Origin of the sequence: Vibrio makurazakiensis, assembly GCF_050337375.1 — a bacterium.
Taxonomy (GTDB): Bacteria; Pseudomonadota; Gammaproteobacteria; order Enterobacterales; family Vibrionaceae; genus Vibrio; species Vibrio makurazakiensis.
On record NZ_JAKJSW010000074.1, the window covers coordinates 1 to 19,307 of the forward strand.

At 42.7% G+C, this 19,307-nt stretch carries 22 protein-coding genes, 1 tRNA gene and 1 pseudogene; 19 read left to right on the forward strand and 5 right to left on the reverse strand.

The window, feature by feature from the left end; genetic code table 11:
- Positions 1–364: pseudogene (locus L4C33_RS10385) on the reverse strand (transketolase); the annotation flags it as partial.
- A 351-nt stretch (positions 365–715) separates the two neighbouring features.
- Here L4C33_RS10385 and metK point away from each other — a divergent pair.
- The 8 genes from metK (at position 716) to ruvX (ending at position 7,354) form a co-directional block, all read left to right on the forward strand.
- Positions 716–1,870, forward strand: coding sequence for a methionine adenosyltransferase (gene metK, locus L4C33_RS10390; protein ID WP_428812367.1), 1,155 nt, complete (start codon positions 716–718; stop codon positions 1,868–1,870).
- 294 nt (positions 1,871–2,164) lie between these two features.
- The gene (locus L4C33_RS10395) at positions 2,165–2,962 is read left to right on the forward strand and encodes a DUF2189 domain-containing protein (RefSeq protein WP_428812368.1); all 798 of its coding nucleotides are present in this window, start codon (positions 2,165–2,167) and stop codon (positions 2,960–2,962) included.
- A 74-nt stretch (positions 2,963–3,036) separates the two neighbouring features.
- Positions 3,037–3,537, forward strand: a complete 501-nt coding sequence (locus L4C33_RS10400; protein WP_428812369.1) for a SprT family zinc-dependent metalloprotease — start codon at positions 3,037–3,039, stop codon at positions 3,535–3,537.
- Between the two features lie 85 nt (positions 3,538–3,622).
- Positions 3,623–4,318 carry an endonuclease gene (locus L4C33_RS10405; protein ID WP_428812370.1) on the forward strand — a complete coding sequence of 232 codons (696 nt, stop codon included), beginning with the start codon at positions 3,623–3,625 and terminating at the stop codon, positions 4,316–4,318.
- Positions 4,319–4,474: 156 nt separating this feature from the next.
- Positions 4,475–5,206, forward strand: coding sequence for a 16S rRNA (uracil(1498)-N(3))-methyltransferase (gene rsmE / locus L4C33_RS10410; protein WP_428812371.1), 732 nt, complete (start codon positions 4,475–4,477; stop codon positions 5,204–5,206).
- 9 nt (positions 5,207–5,215) lie between these two features.
- On the forward strand, positions 5,216–6,163 hold the full coding sequence (gene gshB, locus L4C33_RS10415) for a glutathione synthase (RefSeq protein WP_428812372.1): 948 nt from the start codon (positions 5,216–5,218) through the stop codon (positions 6,161–6,163).
- A gap of 59 nt (positions 6,164–6,222) precedes the next feature.
- The gene (locus L4C33_RS10420) at positions 6,223–6,786 is read left to right on the forward strand and encodes a YqgE/AlgH family protein (RefSeq protein ID WP_428812373.1); all 564 of its coding nucleotides are present in this window, start codon (positions 6,223–6,225) and stop codon (positions 6,784–6,786) included.
- Between the two features lie 142 nt (positions 6,787–6,928).
- The gene (gene ruvX, locus L4C33_RS10425) at positions 6,929–7,354 is read left to right on the forward strand and encodes a Holliday junction resolvase RuvX (RefSeq protein ID WP_428812374.1); all 426 of its coding nucleotides are present in this window, start codon (positions 6,929–6,931) and stop codon (positions 7,352–7,354) included.
- 95 nt (positions 7,355–7,449) lie between these two features.
- Here ruvX and L4C33_RS10430 read toward each other — a convergent pair whose 3' ends face one another.
- Entirely contained in the window at positions 7,450–8,556 is a 1,107-nt protein-coding gene (locus tag L4C33_RS10430) for a PilT/PilU family type 4a pilus ATPase (RefSeq protein WP_428812375.1), read from the reverse strand.
- Between the two features lie 32 nt (positions 8,557–8,588).
- A complete protein-coding gene (locus tag L4C33_RS10435; RefSeq protein ID WP_428812376.1) occupies positions 8,589–9,626 on the reverse strand; it encodes a type IV pilus twitching motility protein PilT in 1,038 nt (345 codons plus the stop codon).
- A gap of 26 nt (positions 9,627–9,652) precedes the next feature.
- Between L4C33_RS10435 and L4C33_RS10440 the strand changes: the two genes are divergently transcribed.
- The 7 genes from L4C33_RS10440 (at position 9,653) to hemW (ending at position 14,462) form a co-directional block, all read left to right on the forward strand.
- Positions 9,653–10,363, forward strand: coding sequence for a YggS family pyridoxal phosphate-dependent enzyme (locus tag L4C33_RS10440; RefSeq protein WP_428812377.1), 711 nt, complete (start codon positions 9,653–9,655; stop codon positions 10,361–10,363).
- 81 nt (positions 10,364–10,444) lie between these two features.
- Positions 10,445–11,263: a pyrroline-5-carboxylate reductase gene (proC, locus tag L4C33_RS10445; protein ID WP_428812378.1), complete on the forward strand. Its 819-nt coding sequence runs from the start codon at positions 10,445–10,447 to the stop codon at positions 11,261–11,263.
- A 55-nt stretch (positions 11,264–11,318) separates the two neighbouring features.
- Positions 11,319–11,876 (forward strand): YggT family protein, encoded by a 558-nt coding sequence (locus tag L4C33_RS10450; RefSeq protein ID WP_428812379.1) that lies wholly within the window; start codon positions 11,319–11,321, stop codon positions 11,874–11,876.
- A complete protein-coding gene (gene yggU / locus L4C33_RS10455; protein ID WP_428812380.1) occupies positions 11,876–12,166 on the forward strand; it encodes a DUF167 family protein YggU in 291 nt (96 codons plus the stop codon). Before L4C33_RS10450 ends, yggU begins: the two co-directional genes overlap by 1 nt.
- Positions 12,167–12,188: 22 nt before the next feature.
- Positions 12,189–12,620, forward strand: coding sequence for a DUF4426 domain-containing protein (locus L4C33_RS10460; RefSeq protein WP_428812381.1), 432 nt, complete (start codon positions 12,189–12,191; stop codon positions 12,618–12,620).
- 37 nt (positions 12,621–12,657) lie between these two features.
- Positions 12,658–13,257 carry an XTP/dITP diphosphatase gene (locus L4C33_RS10465; RefSeq protein ID WP_428812382.1) on the forward strand — a complete coding sequence of 200 codons (600 nt, stop codon included), beginning with the start codon at positions 12,658–12,660 and terminating at the stop codon, positions 13,255–13,257.
- Positions 13,257–14,462 (forward strand): radical SAM family heme chaperone HemW, encoded by a 1,206-nt coding sequence (gene hemW / locus L4C33_RS10470; RefSeq protein ID WP_428812383.1) that lies wholly within the window; start codon positions 13,257–13,259, stop codon positions 14,460–14,462. Before L4C33_RS10465 ends, hemW begins: the two co-directional genes overlap by 1 nt.
- 79 nt (positions 14,463–14,541) lie before the next feature.
- Here hemW and glsB read toward each other — a convergent pair whose 3' ends face one another.
- Positions 14,542–15,462 (reverse strand): glutaminase B, encoded by a 921-nt coding sequence (gene glsB, locus L4C33_RS10475; RefSeq protein ID WP_428812384.1) that lies wholly within the window; start codon positions 15,460–15,462, stop codon positions 14,542–14,544.
- Between the two features lie 153 nt (positions 15,463–15,615).
- Positions 15,616–16,335: a tRNA (guanosine(46)-N7)-methyltransferase TrmB gene (trmB, locus tag L4C33_RS10480; RefSeq protein ID WP_428812385.1), complete on the reverse strand. Its 720-nt coding sequence runs from the start codon at positions 16,333–16,335 to the stop codon at positions 15,616–15,618.
- 165 nt (positions 16,336–16,500) lie between these two features.
- Here trmB and mutY point away from each other — a divergent pair, with 165 nt between their 5' ends.
- From mutY to L4C33_RS10500, 4 genes are all read left to right on the forward strand, one after another.
- A complete protein-coding gene (gene mutY, locus L4C33_RS10485; RefSeq protein WP_428812386.1) occupies positions 16,501–17,562 on the forward strand; it encodes an A/G-specific adenine glycosylase in 1,062 nt (353 codons plus the stop codon).
- 32 nt (positions 17,563–17,594) lie between these two features.
- Entirely contained in the window at positions 17,595–17,867 is a 273-nt protein-coding gene (locus tag L4C33_RS10490; protein ID WP_428812387.1) for an oxidative damage protection protein, read from the forward strand.
- Positions 17,868–17,936: 69 nt separating this feature from the next.
- On the forward strand, positions 17,937–19,070 hold the full coding sequence (gene mltC / locus L4C33_RS10495; RefSeq protein ID WP_428812388.1) for a membrane-bound lytic murein transglycosylase MltC: 1,134 nt from the start codon (positions 17,937–17,939) through the stop codon (positions 19,068–19,070).
- Between the two features lie 103 nt (positions 19,071–19,173).
- Positions 19,174–19,249 (forward strand) — tRNA-Phe (locus L4C33_RS10500).
- The last annotated feature ends 58 nt before the right edge of the window (positions 19,250–19,307 follow it).

Genomic DNA, 19,307 nt, shown 5'->3' on the forward strand with positions numbered 1-19,307 from the left:
TAGTAATACCTTGACCTAATGGACCAGTCGTTGTTTCGATACCTGGTGCGTAGCCGTACTCTGGGTGACCAGGAGTCTTAGAGTGCAGTTGACGGAAGTTCTTAAGATCTTCAATTGAAAGCTCGTAACCTGCTAGGTGAAGCAGAGAGTAAATCAACATTGAGCCGTGGCCGTTTGAAAGGATAAAACGGTCGCGATCTGCCCACTCTGGGTTTTGCGGGTTGTGGTTTAAATGACCACGCCAAAGAACTTCAGCGATGTCAGCCATACCCATAGGTGCGCCAGGGTGGCCTGAATTTGCTTGTTGAACGCCATCCATGCTAAGTGCACGAATTGCGTTGGCTAGATCTTTACGAGAAGGCATGTCTGCTCCTGAGTACATAAGCGATTTGAAAATATATAAGCTCGGTATCACTAACTGATCCGAGGTGCTGTATTCTCTCAAACGGCTTATGCGACTGCAAACGATTTACTTGATGACCTGCTCAGTTTTCAAACAAAAAATAAGACTAATTTGGCTTGATTGAAAAAACGAGACCCTTTTACGCAAACGTTTGGTTATGACATATCATAAAAAAGAGCTTGTAATTCGAGCGCTGAAAACTAGAATAGACGTCTAGATGTAGAAACACCTACATAAATACATTTTTAATGGTGCCGATAATACGAATTCGCCACCTTTATATTTATACCTAAATTTAAAAGTGGAGCTCTCATGGCTAAGCACCTTTTTACTTCTGAGTCAGTTTCAGAAGGTCATCCAGATAAAATTGCAGACCAAATTTCTGATGCTGTTCTTGATGCCATCATCGAACAAGATCCAAAAGCACGTGTTGCTTGTGAGACTTACGTAAAAACCGGCATGGTTATGGTTGGCGGTGAAGTAACTACGTCAGCATGGGTTGATATCGAAGAGATCACTCGTCAAACTGTACGTGAGATTGGTTACGTTCATTCTGATATGGGTTTTGACGCTGATTCTTGTGCTGTACTGAACACCATTGGTAAACAGTCTCCTGATATCAACCAAGGTGTTGATAAAGCCGATCCTAAAGATCAAGGCGCAGGCGACCAAGGTATCATGTTTGGTTACGCAACTAACGAAACACCAATCCTAATGCCAGCTCCAATTACTTACTCTCACCTTCTTGTTAAAAAGCAAGCGGAAGTTCGTAAGAGCGGCAAACTAAACTTCCTTCGTCCAGATGCTAAATCTCAGGTAACTTTCCAGTACGACCAAGGTAAGATCGTTGGTATCGATGCGGTTGTTCTTTCAACTCAGCACTGTGATTCAGTAACGACTCCAGACCTACGTGAAGCGGTAATGGAAGAGATCATCAAACCAGTACTGCCTTCTGAGTGGATCAACAAAGACACTAACTTCTTCATCAATCCAACAGGCCGTTTCGTAATCGGTGGTCCAATGGGTGACTGTGGTCTAACCGGTCGTAAGATCATCGTTGATACCTACGGCGGCGCAGCTCGTCACGGTGGCGGTGCTTTCTCTGGTAAAGATCCATCAAAAGTTGACCGTTCTGCAGCTTACGCAGCACGTTACGTTGCGAAAAACATCGTTGCTGCTGGCATGGCTGACCGTTGTGAGATTCAACTGTCTTACGCTATCGGTGTTGCTGATCCAACATCTATCATGGTTGAAACGTTTGGTACTGAGAAAGTAGCTCACGAAATCATCATTGAAGCTGTTCGTCAAAACTTCGACCTACGTCCATACGGCCTTCAAGAAATGCTTAACCTTCTTCAGCCAATCTACAAGAAGACGGCAGCATACGGTCACTTCGGTCGTGAAGAGTTCCCTTGGGAAGCTACAGACAAAGCGGCAATCCTTGCGGACTTCGCAGGCCTAAAATAATTTAGCCTAAAAATTAAGATTTTAATAAAGCCCTTACCTAACGGTAAGGGCTTTATTTTTATGTGTTTTTTATAGAAAAGCCAACTCCAGCCCTCTCATTAATCCTCGTATAACATCAATAAACACCTTCAAAATTCAGGCTAAGAATTTGTATTTTCCGCCGGAACTGCCAATAGTTAATTGAGTTCCTAGGAAAAGAAGTTCCTAGTTCGTGGAAGATTCCTCTCTTCTAAGGACTGGCCCCTAGGGACTAGGGACTTTAACCTAGGAACTTTTCAATTGAGGGAGGGAACTATGCCTCGCACAGCTCAGCAATCAGATTTTACAAACAAGAAACATAGGGTCAGTGATAGTGAATACGCACGAACAATTCCTTGTAATCAGGTAAGTGTCTCTGCTCCCTTCCACTGGTTATCACTTGCACTCCATGACTTTATTCGCATGCCTTTTATCAGCGCCTTTTACGGGCTCTGCTTTATGGCTGCAGCAATCGCTATTGTGCAGTTAGTACAATGGCAAGGTACACACTTAGTCGTAATGCCTAGCTTAATTGTTTATATGCTCATCGGCCCTTTTTTGGCATTAGGCTTATATGATGCGAGCTGGGAACGAGAAAAGGGGCACAACGCCAGCTTACTCCACTCAATGAAAGCAATAACTCGTAACTCTTCATCTCAATGGGCTTTTGCTGTCGTGCTCGTTGTCGCAATGATTTTCTGGATGAGAATAGCAGCACTGATTCATGCTCTCTATCCTGCAGTACAAGGGGCACCATTAACTGAATTCGCTCCCTTCCTAATTACAGGCTCAGTAGCAGGCTTGGTCATCGCAAGTCTCATTTTCAGTATCTCGGCTTTTTCTATCCCACTAATGATGGAAAGAAGAGTCGATGTTATGAGTGCAATTTTCACCAGCTTCAACGCCGTTAAGTCTAATGTTCCGGCCATGATCGTTTGGGCAACCTTGATTTGTGGCGGGATATTAATTGGGTTTGCTTCTTACGGGCTCGGTATGATCGTTACCATGCCTTTACTCGGCTACGGTACATGGCACGCTTACCACGATATCATTAAGAAAAAACATCATCCATAGGTCTCCAACCTTACATATCAAAGATGATAGTATTTGGTCTTAGTTTAAACTAAGGCCTTTTTTTGGAGCCACAATTGCCGTATCAGCCTCTTCACTACCAAGCAAATAAAGTACTCGCCACCTGTATGAGCATCGCGCAACAACATTTTGAACGAACCTTCCCACTCCCAACACTAACTTATAAGTTACGAGGGAAAGCAGCTGGAAAAGCGTATCTACAAAYTAACGAAATCAAAATTAACCAAGTTTTATTTGAAGAAAACAAACAGCCCTTCTTAGATGAAGTAATTCCCCATGAAGTCGCTCACTTAATTACTTACCAAGTTTTTGGTCGTGTCCGTCCACATGGTAAGGAGTGGCAATATGTAATGGAAGCAGTATTCAAAGTGCCTGCAAAAACCACACATAGCTTTGAAGTTGCTTCGGTACAAGGTAAAACTTTTGAATATCAGTGCCGATGTAACACTTACCCTTTATCAATAAGAAGGCACAATAAAGTACTCCGCCAGCAAGCTATTTACCGCTGCCAGCAATGTCAACAAAGCCTATCCTTTACAGGTAAACAGCTCAGTTAATCAAGCAACCTCCAACAAATAACTACGGGAAACATAAACAGTGAGTGCTAGACTGTGAATACTCATACTTTTTTCAGTCTTCTATATGAAATATTTACTATTTTTTGTACTAAGTACCGTTCTTTCAATTTCCGTTAGCGCCGCACCGCCAAGCTCTTTTTCAAAAGCCAAAAGAGAAGCCGTAAAAATCTACCTCGACCATCCCACCTCATTTTACTGTGGTTGTGACATTACTTGGAAAGATAAAAAGAAAGGTATTCCAGATTTAGAAAGCTGTGGCTATGAAGTTCGTAAACAGCAAAAACGAGCATCACGCATTGAATGGGAACACGTGGTTCCAGCATGGCAATTCGGCCACCAGCGTCAATGTTGGCAGTCAGGAGGCCGTAAAAATTGTACGAAGAACGATAAAATATTTAAGTCGATGGAAGCGGACTTACACAACCTAGTACCCGCTATAGGCGAAGTAAATGGTGACCGTTCTAACTACAATTTCAGCCAATGGAATGGTGTCGATGGCGTAACCTATGGCCAGTGTGAAGTTCAAGTGAACTTTAAACAACGTAAAGTGATGCCAACAGAACGCTCAAAAGGCGCGATTGCACGAACTTACCTATACATGAGTCAAGAGTACGGATTCAAACTGTCAAAACAGCAGACTAACCTCATGTCAGCATGGAATAAACAATACCCTGTCGATGCGTGGGAATGTACTCGTGATGAACGAATTTACAAGATTCAAGGTAACCACAACCCATTTGTTTACCAACAATGTCACTAGTCTTCGAGTTCACCTTTCCAATTTAAATTAGGTTATCCAACCAGAGTTTTAAAATAGCCACTGAAACTCTGGTACTCCCCTTGTTTTTTAAGCTGAAAGCATCCATGTTAGGCAGAGATAAAACACCCAAATGACACTATTTATAGGTTTACTAGCATGAGAATCCCGCGAATCCATCACCCAGAACTCATTCACAACTTAGGTTCACTCGCGTTAGGCGAAGATGCTGCGGGTCATGTGGGTCGTGTATTGCGAATGAAAGAAGGTCAAGAAGTTCTGCTTTTTGATGGCAGTGGCGCTGAGTTCCCAGCAACCATTACTGAAGTTTCTAAAAAGAACGTAAATGTTGACGTTGCAGAGCGAATTGAACGCAGCAGCGAATCACCTTTAGATCTCCATTTAGGTCAGGTCATTTCACGTGGCGACAAAATGGAGTTCACCATTCAAAAGTCGGTTGAACTTGGAGTGAACACAATTACTCCACTCATATCTGAGCGCTGTGGCGTTAAACTTGATACTAAACGATTTGAAAAGAAGCTCGCACAATGGCAGAAAATTGCGATTGCAGCCTGTGAGCAAAGTGGTCGTAATACTGTTCCTGTTATTCGTCCTATCATGCAATTAGAAGAATGGTGTGGCGAACCTAGCGAAGCTCTGAAGCTAAACCTTCATCCTCGTGCAAAATACTCAATCAACACGCTACCAGAGCCTGTCAATAAAGTTAGACTATTGATAGGCCCAGAAGGCGGGTTGTCTGCTGAAGAGATCAGCATGACCGAACAATACAAATTTGAAGAGACGCTATTAGGTCCTCGTGTATTACGTACCGAAACAGCAGCTCTAACCGCAATTACTGCCTTACAAGTCCGTTTTGGCGATCTAGGCTAGGAGAAAAAAATGATCAAACTTGGCATCGTAATGGATCCTATTTCATCCATTAACATTAAAAAAGACTCTAGCTTTGCCATGATGCTTGAAGCACAACGTCGTGGATATGAAATCCACTACATGGAGATGGATGATCTACACTTAGATCAGGGTGTCGCTATTGCAGACACTAAAGTCGTTGAACTGAAAGAAGATCCAAACGGTTGGTACGAGTTCAAATCAGAACAGACCATCGCTTTATCAGATCTTGACGCAGTATTAATGCGTAAAGATCCTCCGTTTGATACTGAATACATTTATGCGACTTACATCTTAGAGCGTGCAGAAGAAAACGGCGCGTTGATCGTAAACAAACCTCAAAGCCTACGCGACTGTAACGAAAAACTGTTTACAGCTTGGTTCCCTGAACTAACACCAACAACAATCGTCACACGTAAAGCAGAAAAGATTAAAGAGTTCCGTGAAAAACACGGTGATATCATCCTTAAGCCGCTTGATGGTATGGGTGGAGCATCTATTTTCCGCGTTAAGGAAGGCGATCCAAACGTATCTGTGATCATTGAAACTCTGACTAACCACGGTCAAAACTACGCAATGGCGCAAACATTTGTTCCTGATATTAGTAACGGTGACAAGCGTATTCTAGTGGTTGATGGTGAACCTATGCCTTATTGCCTAGCTCGTATTCCGGCTAAAGGCGAAACGCGTGGTAACCTTGCTGCTGGTGGTACAGGTGAAGCTCGTCCTTTAAGTGAAACCGATTGGGCTATCGCAAGAGCGGTTGCTCCAGCACTAAAAGAAAAAGGGCTAATTTTTGTTGGCCTTGATGTGATTGGTGACAAACTAACTGAAATCAACGTAACAAGCCCAACGTGCATTCGTGAAATTGAAGCTGCGTTTGATGTATCAGTTACTGGTAAGCTAATGGATGCGATTGAGCGACGTATCAACGCATAATCCGATATAGGGCGACACACAATTTGTCGCCCAATTCCCCTCTAAGGGATGGAGACATTATGAATTTGACCAACCATTTTCTTGTAGCAATGCCCGGTATGAAAGACCCGTATTTTCAACATTCGGTTATCTACCTTTGTGAACACAATGATGAAGGTGCGATGGGTCTCATGATCAATGCTCCTATCGACGTTACCGTCGGTAAAATGTTAAAGCAGGTCGATGTAGAATCCGCACAACCACAGCTAAAACAAACCAGCTTAGAGAAACCCGTTTTAAATGGCGGCCCTGTAGCTGAAGATCGTGGGTTCATTCTTCATAAACCCAAAGACGCTTATCAGTCTAGTATCAACATGACTGACCATATTTCAGTCACCACATCTAAAGATATTCTTGCTGTTTTAGGCACGGATGATGAGCCTGAAAATTACATTATTGCCCTTGGATATTCAGGTTGGGATCCCGGTCAGTTAGAGATCGAGCTTGCCGAAAACTCATGGTTAACCATTGAAGCAGACCCAAATGTCATCTTCAATACCCCCATCAGCGAGCGTTGGAAAAAAGCAGTGCAAATGTTAGGCATTGATGTTGCTCAACTCTCTTCTGATGTCGGTCACGCCTAGTTTTAGGCTTAAGTATTTTGCATAAATTTTGTAAATCAAACTTTATGCTCAACCACTCTGGTTAGTAATAACAGTTCAACTTTACATTGACGATGAAAGCTCTAACATCCACCTTAACGATTTATTATTACTCGAGATAAGTATGTCACGCACAATCATGGCATTTGATTACGGTACAAAAAGTATCGGTAGCGCTATCGGCCAAGAAATTACTGGGACTGCGAGCCCTTTAAAAGCCTTCAAAGCTAAAGACGGTATTCCAAACTGGGATGATATCGAAAAGCAAATTAGAGAGTGGAAACCCGATCTAGTTGTGGTTGGCCTACCAACAGACCTCCACGGTAAAGACTTAGAAACGATCACTCCGAGAGCGAAGAAGTTTGCTAACCGCTTAAAAGGTCGTTTTGGTGTAGATGTAGAATTGCATGATGAACGCTTATCGACTGCTGAAGCTCGCGCTGACCTGTTTGAGATGGGTGGCTATAAAGCATTGAGCAAAGGTAATGTGGATAACCAATCTGCAGTCGTTATCTTAGAAAGTTGGTTTGAAAACCAATGGGGCGAATAACCTCCACCAGCAACTATGCTAGGTAAGATCAGTGAATACAAAAAAAGCTTGGCCAATGTGCCAAGCTTTTTATTTTAAAAAGAAAATACTGTCGACTAGCCCATATCAATCTTGACGTTATCTAACGTACCACCCGAGAATGAGTCACCTCGCTGCGTCTTCAACATCAATCGAAGATCATTTGCTGAATCTGCACTATGGAAAGCATCCTCTTCACTGATCTTCCCACTGATGACAAGATCATATAGAGATTGATCAAAGGTCTGCATACCGATCTCTTTCGATTTAGCCATGGTTGATTTCAATTCATGTAAATCACCACGTCGGATCAAATCTGAAATACGCGGGCTATTGAGTAAGATCTCGAACACACCATGACGACCATTGCCGTTTTTATCTCTGATCAACTGCTGAGCAACAACACCACGCAAGTTCATAGAGAGATCAAACAGAAACTGCTCTTTTTGCTCCTTAGGTACTAGATGCAAAATACGCTCTAAAGCTTGGTTCGCGTTATTGGCGTGTAATGTCGCCATACACAGGTGACCAGTTTCAGCAAATGTCATCGCATATTCCATGGTTTCTCGGCTACGAATCTCACCAATAAGGATCATATCAGGTGCTTGGCGAAGCGAGTTTTTCAATGCAATTTCGTAGCTGTCTGTATCTAGGCCGACTTCACGCTGAGTAACGATACACTTTTGATGTTCATGCACGAATTCAATCGGATCTTCTACTGTCAGGATATGACCTGTTTTATGAGCGTTTCGATAACCCGTCATCGCCGCCATAGAGGTCGACTTACCTGAACCGGTTGCACCGACAACCAATACTAAACCACGTTTAGCAATTGAAAGGTCTTGGAGTACATCTGGTAATTTCAGCTGCTCAAATGTAGGGATATTGGTTTCAATACGTCGGATTACCGCCCCTGGCAGTTCACGCTGGAAAAAAGCACTGACACGAAAACGACCGCTATCACGAACGATAGCAAAGTTAGACTCTCGAGATTCTCGAAACTCAGTGCGTCGATCTTGATCCATCATTGCATCTAAGATCTGTGCCACCTGCCCTTCTGTTAATTTTTCTCCTTGAGCACGCAGTTCGCCATCAACTCTAAATAAAACGGGAGCGCCCACCGTAATATAAAGATCCGATGCTTTCTGCGTGATCATCCCTTCTAGGATTTGATTTAATTCCATTTCAATTTTGCCTTAATACTTAAACCGTCGCTTTAAAACAGTGGTGCTTCAATTTCAATTTTTTGTTGAACTTCTTCAAGGTCTACGACCCCTTGTGCCACCAGCTGTTTGGAGTTTTGTTCCATGGTTTGCATGCCATGAGCCGCACCGGTTTGAATTATCGAATACATTTGTGCCACTTTGTCTTCGCGAATCAAGTTACGAATTGCAGGGGTTGCCATCATAATTTCATGACACGCTACACGACCACCACCAATACGCTTTAATAACTTCTGAGCGATAACAGAACGTAGCGATTCTGATAGCATGGAACGAACCATGCCTTTATCACTGCCTGGGAAGACATCGATAATACGGTCAATGGTTTTCGCAGCGGAGCTCGTATGTAATGTTCCAAATACAAGGTGACCCGTTTCTGCGGCTGTAAGCGCTAAACTAATGGTCTCTTGATCACGAAGCTCACCAACGAGAATTACATCCGGGTCTTCACGCAGGGCACTACGCAATGCAGCTTTAAAACTGTGTGTATCTCGGTGAACCTCACGTTGGTTTACCAAACATTTATTATTGGTGTGTACAAATTCGATTGGATCTTCAATCGTCAGGATATGTTTGTTGTGGTTACGGTTAACGTAATCAACCATTGCGGCTAAGGTCGTCGATTTACCAGACCCCGTCGGGCCAGTAACAAGCACTAAGCCTTTTTCATAATTGGCGATTTTTTCAAAAATCTCAGGAGCATCAAGTTGCTCTAACGTTGGGATGTCGACAGGAATGGTACGAAACACTGCCGAGCAACCACGCGCTTGGTTAAACGCGTTAACACGGAATCGACCTACACTCGGCAATTCAAAAGAAAAGTCGATTTCTAGCTTCTCTTCAAACTCACTACGCTGAGCGTCGTTCATGATCTCAGAAACTAAACGATGTACATCAGCATGACTAAAAGCGGGGACTCCAAGCTTCCTTACTTCACCATCTATACGTACCATTGGAGATACACCTGCAGAAAGATGTAGATCTGACGCATTATGCTTTACACTAAAATCCAGTAACTCAGTGATATCCATTTATTTTCCCTTAAGTAAAGTCAGCTATGAGTAGTATTCAACAAAATATTAAACAGATCACCTCACAGATTCGAAACGCCGAGCAAAAGTGTGGACAGACTCCAAACTCTGTTCAACTTCTAGCCGTGAGCAAAACTAAACCTGTTGAAGCCGTTCTAGAAGCGGCACAGTCAGGTCAAATCGCATTTGGTGAAAACTACGTTCAAGAAGGCGTAGATAAAGTAAAGCACTTTTCCGAACAACATTCGACACTAAATTTAGAGTGGCACTTTATTGGGCCAATTCAGTCGAACAAGACACGCCCTGTCGCAGAAAGTTTTGATTGGGTGCATACCGTAGACCGCAGTAAAATTGCCCAGCGCCTCAATGATCAAAGACCTGAAGACTTAGATCCTTTGCAAGTGTTAATTCAAGTAAATACTAGCGGTGAAAACTCGAAATCCGGCATATCTGAAGCTGAAGTTTTTGAGCTTGCGGAGTTGATTTCCTCTCTTCCAAACCTCACGTTAAGAGGGTTGATGTCGATTCCTGCGAATGTGCCAGACTACCAGTCTCAACTGAACGCATTCACGCAACTGGCTGAACTCAACAACAAGTTGAGTGCGCAATATCCAAACTTAGATACCTTATCGATGGGAATGAGTGGTGATATGGATGCAGCAATCGAAGCTGGGAGCACTATGGTTCGAATCGGTACCGCTATTTTTGGTGCAAGAGATTACAGCCAACGCCAATAACACCTTGGCACACGGATTTCATTATTCACGTCAATAAGTACTCCCTTGAGTCGTACGTGAAATATTTAGGATTAATGGTACATGGAACATAAAAAGATTGCCTTTATTGGCGCGGGAAACATGGTTCGCTCAATCGTTGCTGGTTTAGTTGCAAGTGGCTACCCAGCGCAAAGTATTACAGCGACAGCACCCTCTGATACACGTCGTCGACCTTTAGAGCAAGATTATGGTATTCAGACCACCAGCGATAATTTAACAGCAGCAGAAGAAGCTGATGTCGTTGTATTATCCGTTAAGCCTCAAATGATGGCTGATGTATGTCAACCGCTTCAAAGCATCGACTTTTCAAGCAAACTAGTTATTTCTATTGCAGCGGGCATCAACGCTAACCGTTTAGATGAAATGCTTGCGACGAAACTTAATCTAGTTCGTGTGATGCCAAATACTCCATCTTTGTTAGGTAAAGGCATGAGTGGGCTTTACGCAAATGATAGCGTAGCGACTCAAGACAAAGAATTTGCAGCGCAACTGATGCAAGCCGTTGGCGAAGTATGCTGGGTTGAAGAAGAATCTGGTATTAATAATGTCATTGCTGCAGCAGGCAGCGCACCAGCGTATTTCTTTTTGTTTATGGAAGCGATGCAAGCCGAAGCGATTAAGCAGGGTTTTGATGCAGAGACCGCTCGTCAGTTAGTTCAGCAATCTGCTTTCGGTGCTGCTGCTATGGTTGTCGCTAACCCTGACACTGAATTATCAACGCTGCGTGAACAAGTGACTTCGAAAGGCGGGACAACCGCAGAAGCACTAAGAACATTTAACGAAAACCAACTTTCAGACATTGTAGCTAAAGCTATGCAAGCCGCGGTAAACCGCGCTGAAGAGATGGAAAAACTGTTTTAATTTAGCGCTAGGCTTTGTTGACCTAGCCAACCTCGACTCCTAAAAAGGAACCTATATGAACTCAATGAGCTTTTTGATCTCAACGGTTTTTGATCTATATATCATGGTTGTGATCTTGCGTATTTGGCTACAAGCATCACGTGCTGATTTTTATAACCCGTTTTCACAATTCATAGTAAAAGCGACTCAACCGGTTGTTGCGCCGCTGCGCCGTGTTATTCCATCTATTGGCAGCATCGATTTTGCAACCGTGGTGTTTGCTTACGTACTTTGTGTACTTAAATTTGTAGCGCTAAACCTTGTAATTTCAGGTGGTGCAGCCGTTTTTGATATTAGCTTCTTAATATTTGGCGGCCTTTCGTTACTAAAAGCGGCTGGTGGCTTACTGTTCTGGGTACTATTGGTTCGTGCAATCCTAAGCTGGGTTAGCCAAGGTCGTAGCCCTATTGAGTACGTATTCCATCAATTAACAGAACCAATGCTAGCTCCAATTCGTCGAATCCTTCCAGCTATGGGCGGTTTTGACCTCAGCGTTTTAGTACTGTTCATCGTATTACAATTTGCCAACTTCCTGATGGGTGACCTAATTGGTCCTATCTGGTACCAACTATAATGTCTAAAGCGGCTTGGCTAGACAGTGATGACCTAATATTAAAGCTCTATATTCAACCAAAAGCGAGCCGCGATAAAATCGTAGGCTTGCATGGTGAAGAGCTAAAAATCGCTATCACTACGCCACCTGTTGACGGTAAAGCAAATGCTCATCTAGCAAAGTACCTTGCCAAACAGTTCAAAGTCGCAAAAGGATTAGTCGTTATTGAGAAAGGAGAACTTGGTCGGCATAAGCAAATTAGAATATGCTCTCCAAGCCAAGTCCCTACTGAAATTAAAGCCATCCTCTGATGGCTTTTTAATGGAGCCAATTATGCATAAATGGATCACAGCGCTATTGATCAGCTTTATCGCTTTACCTAGCTGGGCAGGTCAATTCAAAAATATTAAAGATGTTGAAGTTCACTACTCAGCATTTAACTCCACTTTCTTAACATCGAAAGTAGCGAAGCAGTATCAGCTCAAACGTAACGCATATTCCGCTATCCTTAATATTAGTGTGTTAGATAACTCGTCATTAGGTAAACCAGCAACCACAGCAAAAGTGACTGGAACAGCTAAAAACCTAGTCGGTAATACTCGCACACTAAAGTTTCGTGAAATCAAAGAAGGTGATGCGATCTACTACTTAGCCGAGTTTCCTGTCACGCACGAAGAAAACATTACTTTTACGATTGATGTTAATGCAGGCCTGAAAGGCGCAGGACCGTTACGTTTTAACCAAAAATTTTATATCGAAGATTAATTCTTCCACCGACCCATAATTCAGAGTTTAAAGACCAATGAGCAAAATTGTTTTAGCAACAGGCAACCAAGGTAAAGTACGTGAAATGGCAGACCTTCTGTCTGATTTTGGATTTGACGTAGCTGCACAGAGTGAGTTTCACGTATCTGAAGTTGCCGAAACGGGTACAACGTTCATTGAAAATGCCATCATTAAAGCACGCCATGCAGCGAAAGAAACTGGATTACCCGCGATTGCTGATGATTCAGGCTTAGAAGTAGATTACTTACAAGGTGCACCTGGTATTTACTCTGCTCGTTATGCTGGTGAAGACGCTTCAGACCAACAGAACCTTGAAAAACTATTGCAAGCTATGGAAGGTGTGGAAGAAGTGCAACGCACTGCGCGTTTTCACTGTGTTCTCGTGTTTATGAAGCATGAAAACGACCCTACTCCACTGGTTTGTCATGGCAAATGGGAAGGTCGTATATTAGAAACTGCACATGGTGAGAATGGCTTCGGCTATGATCCAGTCTTCTTTGTACCTGAAGATAACTGCGCATCAGCAGAGCTGGAATCGACACGCAAGAAGCAACTTTCACACAGAGGTAAAGCACTAAAAGCTCTATTTAAAGCATTAAAAGAGCAACAAGCATAATGCCTGACGTAAGAAATCAAGGTTTAGGAACACTTAAGCCACCAGCTCTTAGCCTTTATGTACACATCCCCTGGTGTGTACAAAAATGCCCATATTGCGATTTTAATTCTCACGCGCTTAAAACAGATATACCCGAGAAAGAATACATCGATGCATTATTAGAGGACCTTGATACTGATATCGAAAAATATCAGCTCAATGATAACCCTCGCCCTCTGCATTCAATCTTCATTGGTGGTGGAACACCGAGCCTATTTTCTCCGGAAGGTATTGCTCGGGTATTGGTTGGAATCGAGCAAAGGATCCCATTCAAAAGCGATATCGAAATCACCATGGAGGCGAACCCTGGCACTATCGAAGCTGAGCGCTTCGCTGGCTATAAGAAAGCAGGTGTTACTCGTATTTCTGTGGGTGTTCAAAGCTTTGAACAAGAGAAACTAGAACAATTAGGTCGTATCCACGGACAAGATGAAGCGGTTAATGCTGCTCACCTAGCTCATAAGATTGGCCTAAATAGCTTCAATCTTGATTTGATGCACGGCTTACCTAATCAAACGATTGAGCAAGCACTCGGTGACTTGAAAAAAGCCATCGAACTCGATCCTCCGCATTTGTCTTGGTATCAGCTCACTATCGAACCCAACACCATGTTTTACTACAAGCCACCGACATTACCGGATGACGATGACTTATGGGATATTTTCGACCAAGGGCATAAGATTTTAACCGATGCTGGCTACGTTCAATATGAGATCTCGGGCTATAGCAAACCAGAATATCAATGCCAACATAATTTGAATTACTGGCGCTTCGGTGACTACCTAGGTATCGGTTGTGGTGCACACGGTAAAATCAGCTTTGCTGACGGACGCATTGTTCGCACTACTAAAGTTAAGCACCCTAGAGGCTACTTAGCGGCTTATCAAAATATGGTAAAACCTTACCTATCTGATGAATTTGAAGTGAGCAGTGAAGACCGTCCTTTTGAGTTCTTTATGAACCGCTTCCGTTTAATCGAAGCTTGCCCTAAGCAAGACTACATTAATACCACAGGTCTAAACTTGGAAAGCATTCAACCGACCATTACTTGGGCGCTTGAAAAGCAATACCTCACGGAAACCCAAAGTCATTGGCAAATCACTGAAAAAGGTAAATTGTTTCTGAATGATTTACTGGAAGCTTTTATGGCTGAAGAAGAATCATAGTTTTAAAGACCGAGAAGAAAAACAAAAAATGCCTCTTATGATAAGAGGCATTTTGTATCAATATCAAAACTATCAAATATTAAAAAATTGAACGTCCAATACGCTCCGAGAGCAACTCTAATGCTTGGGTACCAGCTAGCGAGTTACCTGAAGGGTCAAGCTCAGGAGACCAAACCGCAATAGTCATCTCACCAGGTACGATTGCAATAATACCGCCACCCACACCCGACTTACCAGGCATACCAACGCGGTAAGCAAACTCACCCGCGCCGTCATACAAACCACAAGTCGCTAGTAACGCATTCAATTGCTTAGTTTGAATAGGGGAAATAACCTGTTTACCAGTTTGAACAGATGTCCCCTTGTTTGCTAAATAACTAAAAGTTTTAGCAAGATCCACACAAGTCATTTTTAATGCACACGCATGAAAGTAGTTATTTAAAACAGGAATAACATCATTATCAAAGTTACCAAACGCACGCATTAAGTAAGCAATGGCAGCATTTCTGTCGCTATGCATCATTTCCGACGCAGCCACAACCTTGTCATAGACAATATGAGTATCACCCGATAACTGGCGAACAAACTCAAGCAGACGCTGCCTAGGAGCCGAGAGACGTGATTGAAGAAGATCAGCAACAACGATCGCACCAGCATTAATGAACGGGTTTCTAGGGATCCCCTGTTCCATTTCTAACTGGATCATTGAATTAAATGCTTGGCCGGAAGGTTCTTTGCCAACTCTCCGCCAGATCTCTTCAGGCTTATACAGCACCATCGCCAACGTCAAGCTAAGTGCTTTAGATATAGATTGAATCGAAAAAGCTTCTTCAGCATCACCAGCTTGAATAACTTCCCCTTCATTAGTGTAGACAGCAATAGCCAGCTTACTATTGGATACCTTTGCGAGTGCCGGTATATAGTCAGCGACTTTTCCTTGTCCAATTAATGGGCGAACTTCTTCTATAATTTCCGCCAGGATTGCTTGCGTTGGCTTCATATTCAACCTATTGATTTATTTAATTATTATAACTTATGTAGAGCATTCTCTTAAGGGTAAAAAAGCCAACATCGTAAAATGCTGGCTTTAATTTTTGGATAATACTTTTAGGTGTATAACCTAGGGCTTTTAAGCCTTACATACTTTAGCTAATTACTTAGTACGCTTGAACTTAATATCCCAAACACCGTGACCTAAACGGTGGCCACGAGCTTCGAACTTAGTCAATGGACGCTCATCCGGACGTGGAATGTAGTCACCATCTTCAGCAATATTTTCGAAACCTGGAGCAACATTCATCACTTCAATCATGTGCTCTGCGTAATTTTCCCAGTCAGTTGCCATATGGAAAATACCAGTCTCAAGTTGAAGCTTACCGCGAACCATCTCTGCAAATTCAGCTTTAACGATACGACGCTTATGGTGACGAGCTTTATGCCATGGGTCTGGGAAGAACAGTTGCAGTGTATGCAGGCTGCTATCTGGAATCATGTGTTCGAACACTTCAACCGCATCGTGGCACATCACGCGTAAGTTAGTTACACCCGCATCACGAGCAGTACCTAAACAAGCACCAACACCAGGGCTATGAACTTCAATACCTAAAAAGTTTTTCTCAGGTGCATTCTTTGCCATTTCAACCAGTGATGCACCCATACCGAAGCCAATCTCTAGTACAACAGGGTTATCGTTGCCAAATACTTCTTTCCAATTAAGAAGCTCTGGGTTGTAGTCGATACCCATTGTTGGCCAACATTCGTTCATCGCGTTTTCTTGGCCTTTTGTTAAGCGGCCTTCGCGGCGAACAAAACTACGGATCTTACGAACCAGTTTGCCGTCTTCAGTATATTCGTTAGTGGTCACTTCACTCATTGATTTTTGCCTGCACATTGATTAATCAAAGCGGGGATTATCCAAAGAATTGCCTTCGGTGCAAGTCTTTCCGTGGATAAATTCCCACACAATTTGTCTGTTTTACATCCAACGTTAAGTGTGGTGCAATTTCGCTTCTAATAATAGCAAAGCATAGAGCATGTCGTGACTCCTTTCGCAACCGCCATATTAAAGTGGTATGACGCCTATGGGCGTAAAGAATTACCTTGGCAACAAAACAAAACCGCCTACACCGTTTGGCTATCTGAAATCATGCTTCAGCAGACTCAAGTCGCCACGGTGATTCCATACTACCAACGCTTCTTGGAACGCTTTCCTACGGTTATCGACCTAGCGAACGCTGAACAAGATGAGGTGCTCCACTTATGGACAGGGCTTGGTTATTACGCACGAGCTCGCAATCTACATAAAGCGGCAAAAATTGTTGCTGAGCAATATAACGGGRAATTTCCGCTTTCTATCGAAGAGATGAACGCGCTACCGGGCATCGGTCGCTCTACAGCAGCAGCCGTCCTGTCATCGGTTCATAAGCTTCCTCATGCAATTCTTGATGGCAATGTGAAGCGAACCCTTGCGAGAAGCTTTGCCGTTGAAGGTTGGCCTGGCCAAAAGAAGGTTGAAAACCAACTCTGGGAGCATGCAGAAGCTCATACTCCAAAGAAAGATGTCGACAAGTACAATCAGGCAATGATGGATATGGGGGCGATGGTCTGCACTCGTAGCAAGCCTAAATGTACTTTATGTCCTATTGAAAGCATGTGTGAAGCCAAAAAGCTCGACAAACAACTCAATTTTCCTGGAAAAAAACCCAAAAAAGAGAAACCCATAAAAGAAACTTGGTTTGTGATGCTTTATCACGACAATCAAGTTTGGCTAGAACAAAGGCCACAAACGGGTATCTGGGGTGGACTATTTTGCTTCCCACAAAATGAAACGGCGGAAATTGATCATCAATTAGATCTAAGATCTATCAATCAAAATGATAGATACGAAGCAGAAACACTCATTGCATTTAGACATACGTTTAGTCACTACCACCTAGATATCACACCAGTATTAGTGAAATTATCTAAACAACCAGATTTGATAATGGAAGGGACAAAGGGTCTCTGGTATAACTTATCAAAACCTGAAGAAATAGGGCTTGCAGCGCCGGTGAAACAGCTGCTAGAGAGCCTGCCTTTTGAATTAAAGACTAATACGTAACGACACGCTTRCGTATAAATTAAGGAACTATTATGAGCCGTACTGTTTTTTGCACTCGATTACAAAAAGAAGCTGATGGCCTAGACTTTCAGCTTTATCCAGGTGACCTAGGCAAACGTATCTTCGATAACATTTCTAAAGAAGCTTGGGCTCAATGGCAAAGCAAACAAACTATGCTTATCAATGAGAAAAAACTCAACATGATGGATCCTGAGCATCGTGCACTACTTGAAACAGAAATGATTAACTTCTTATTTGAAGGTAAAGATGTAGTCATTGACGGTTACACTCCACCGAGTGAATAAGCGTTTATTTCGACCAATTTTAATGACATCATGACTTAAGTTATGGTGTCATTTTTATATGGGGAGAATATGAAAAAGCTGGTTTATTTCTTAGTGGCTATGCTGTTAACGGGCTGCAGTCGCGAATTTATCGAAAACCTATACGGCGTAAATTACGAACCAACTAACCGTTTTGCTCAGAACTTGGCGGAACTCCCAGGCCAATTTCAAAAAGACACCAAAGCACTAGATGCATTGATCGGCAGCTTCTCTGGTAACATTCAAAAGCGCTGGGGCAGTAAAGAAATAAAGATCGCAGGTAAAAGTAACTATGTGAAATATATAGATAATTACTTAAGTCGTTCAGAGGTAAACTTCTCAAAAGGTGTTATTACGGTAGAAACTGTTTCTCCTACAGATCCCAAAGGACACTTGAGAAATGCGATCATCACGACTCTGCTAACCCCCGATGATCCCTCAAGTGTCGATCTGTTCTCTTCAAAAAGTATCAAACTTGAAGGCCAACCGTTTCTGTATAACCAAGTTGTAGACCAAGAGAAAAAACCTATCCAATGGTCGTGGCGTGCCAACCGCTTTGCTGACCATTTGATTGCTACTCAGCTTAAAACCAAAGATGTCGATTTCAAAAAATCCTATTATGTTGAAATCCCAATGGTAAAAGATCATGCAACGAAACGAAGCTATCAATACGCCGATATCGTTAGACGTGCCTCACAAAGGTATGACATCCCCGAAGATCTGATTTACGCCATTATAAAAACAGAAAGTAGCTTTAACCCCTACGCTGTTAGCTGGGCAAATGCTTATGGTTTAATGCAAGTTGTACCAAAAACAGCAGGCAGAGATGTATTCAAACTGGTGAAGAACAAGCCCGGAGAACCAACACCGGAATATTTATTTAACCCTGAGCAAAATATCGATGCCGGCACCGCGTACTTCTACATATTGAAAAATAGATACCTAAAGGACGTAAAGCACCCCACCACACTAGAATACAGCATGATCTCGGCTTATAACGGCGGAACCGGTGGCGTACTCAATACCTTCAGTAAAGACCGAAAGCGAGCAATGCGTGACTTAAATTCATTGCAACCTAGTCAAGCTTACTGGGCGTTAACGAAAAAGCACCCCAATAAAGAATCTCGCCGATACCTAGAAAAAGTAACAAAATTCAAGAAAGAATTTAACCRAGGTAAAACGTAACGCTCACTTTTGAATAAAAAAACATCTAACGAACGTTTTTTTTAATTAATTTGAAAAAAGGTGTTGACGGTTATGAAGAAAATCCGTTTAATAGCGCTCCGTTGCCCGGATAGCTCAGTCGGTAGAGCAGAGGATTGAAAATCCTCGTGTCGGTGGTTCGATTCCGCCTCCGGGCACCACAATTTGATTTGTTGGTGCCATGACTTTTTAACAGAAAGTTTTAGCACGGACATAATG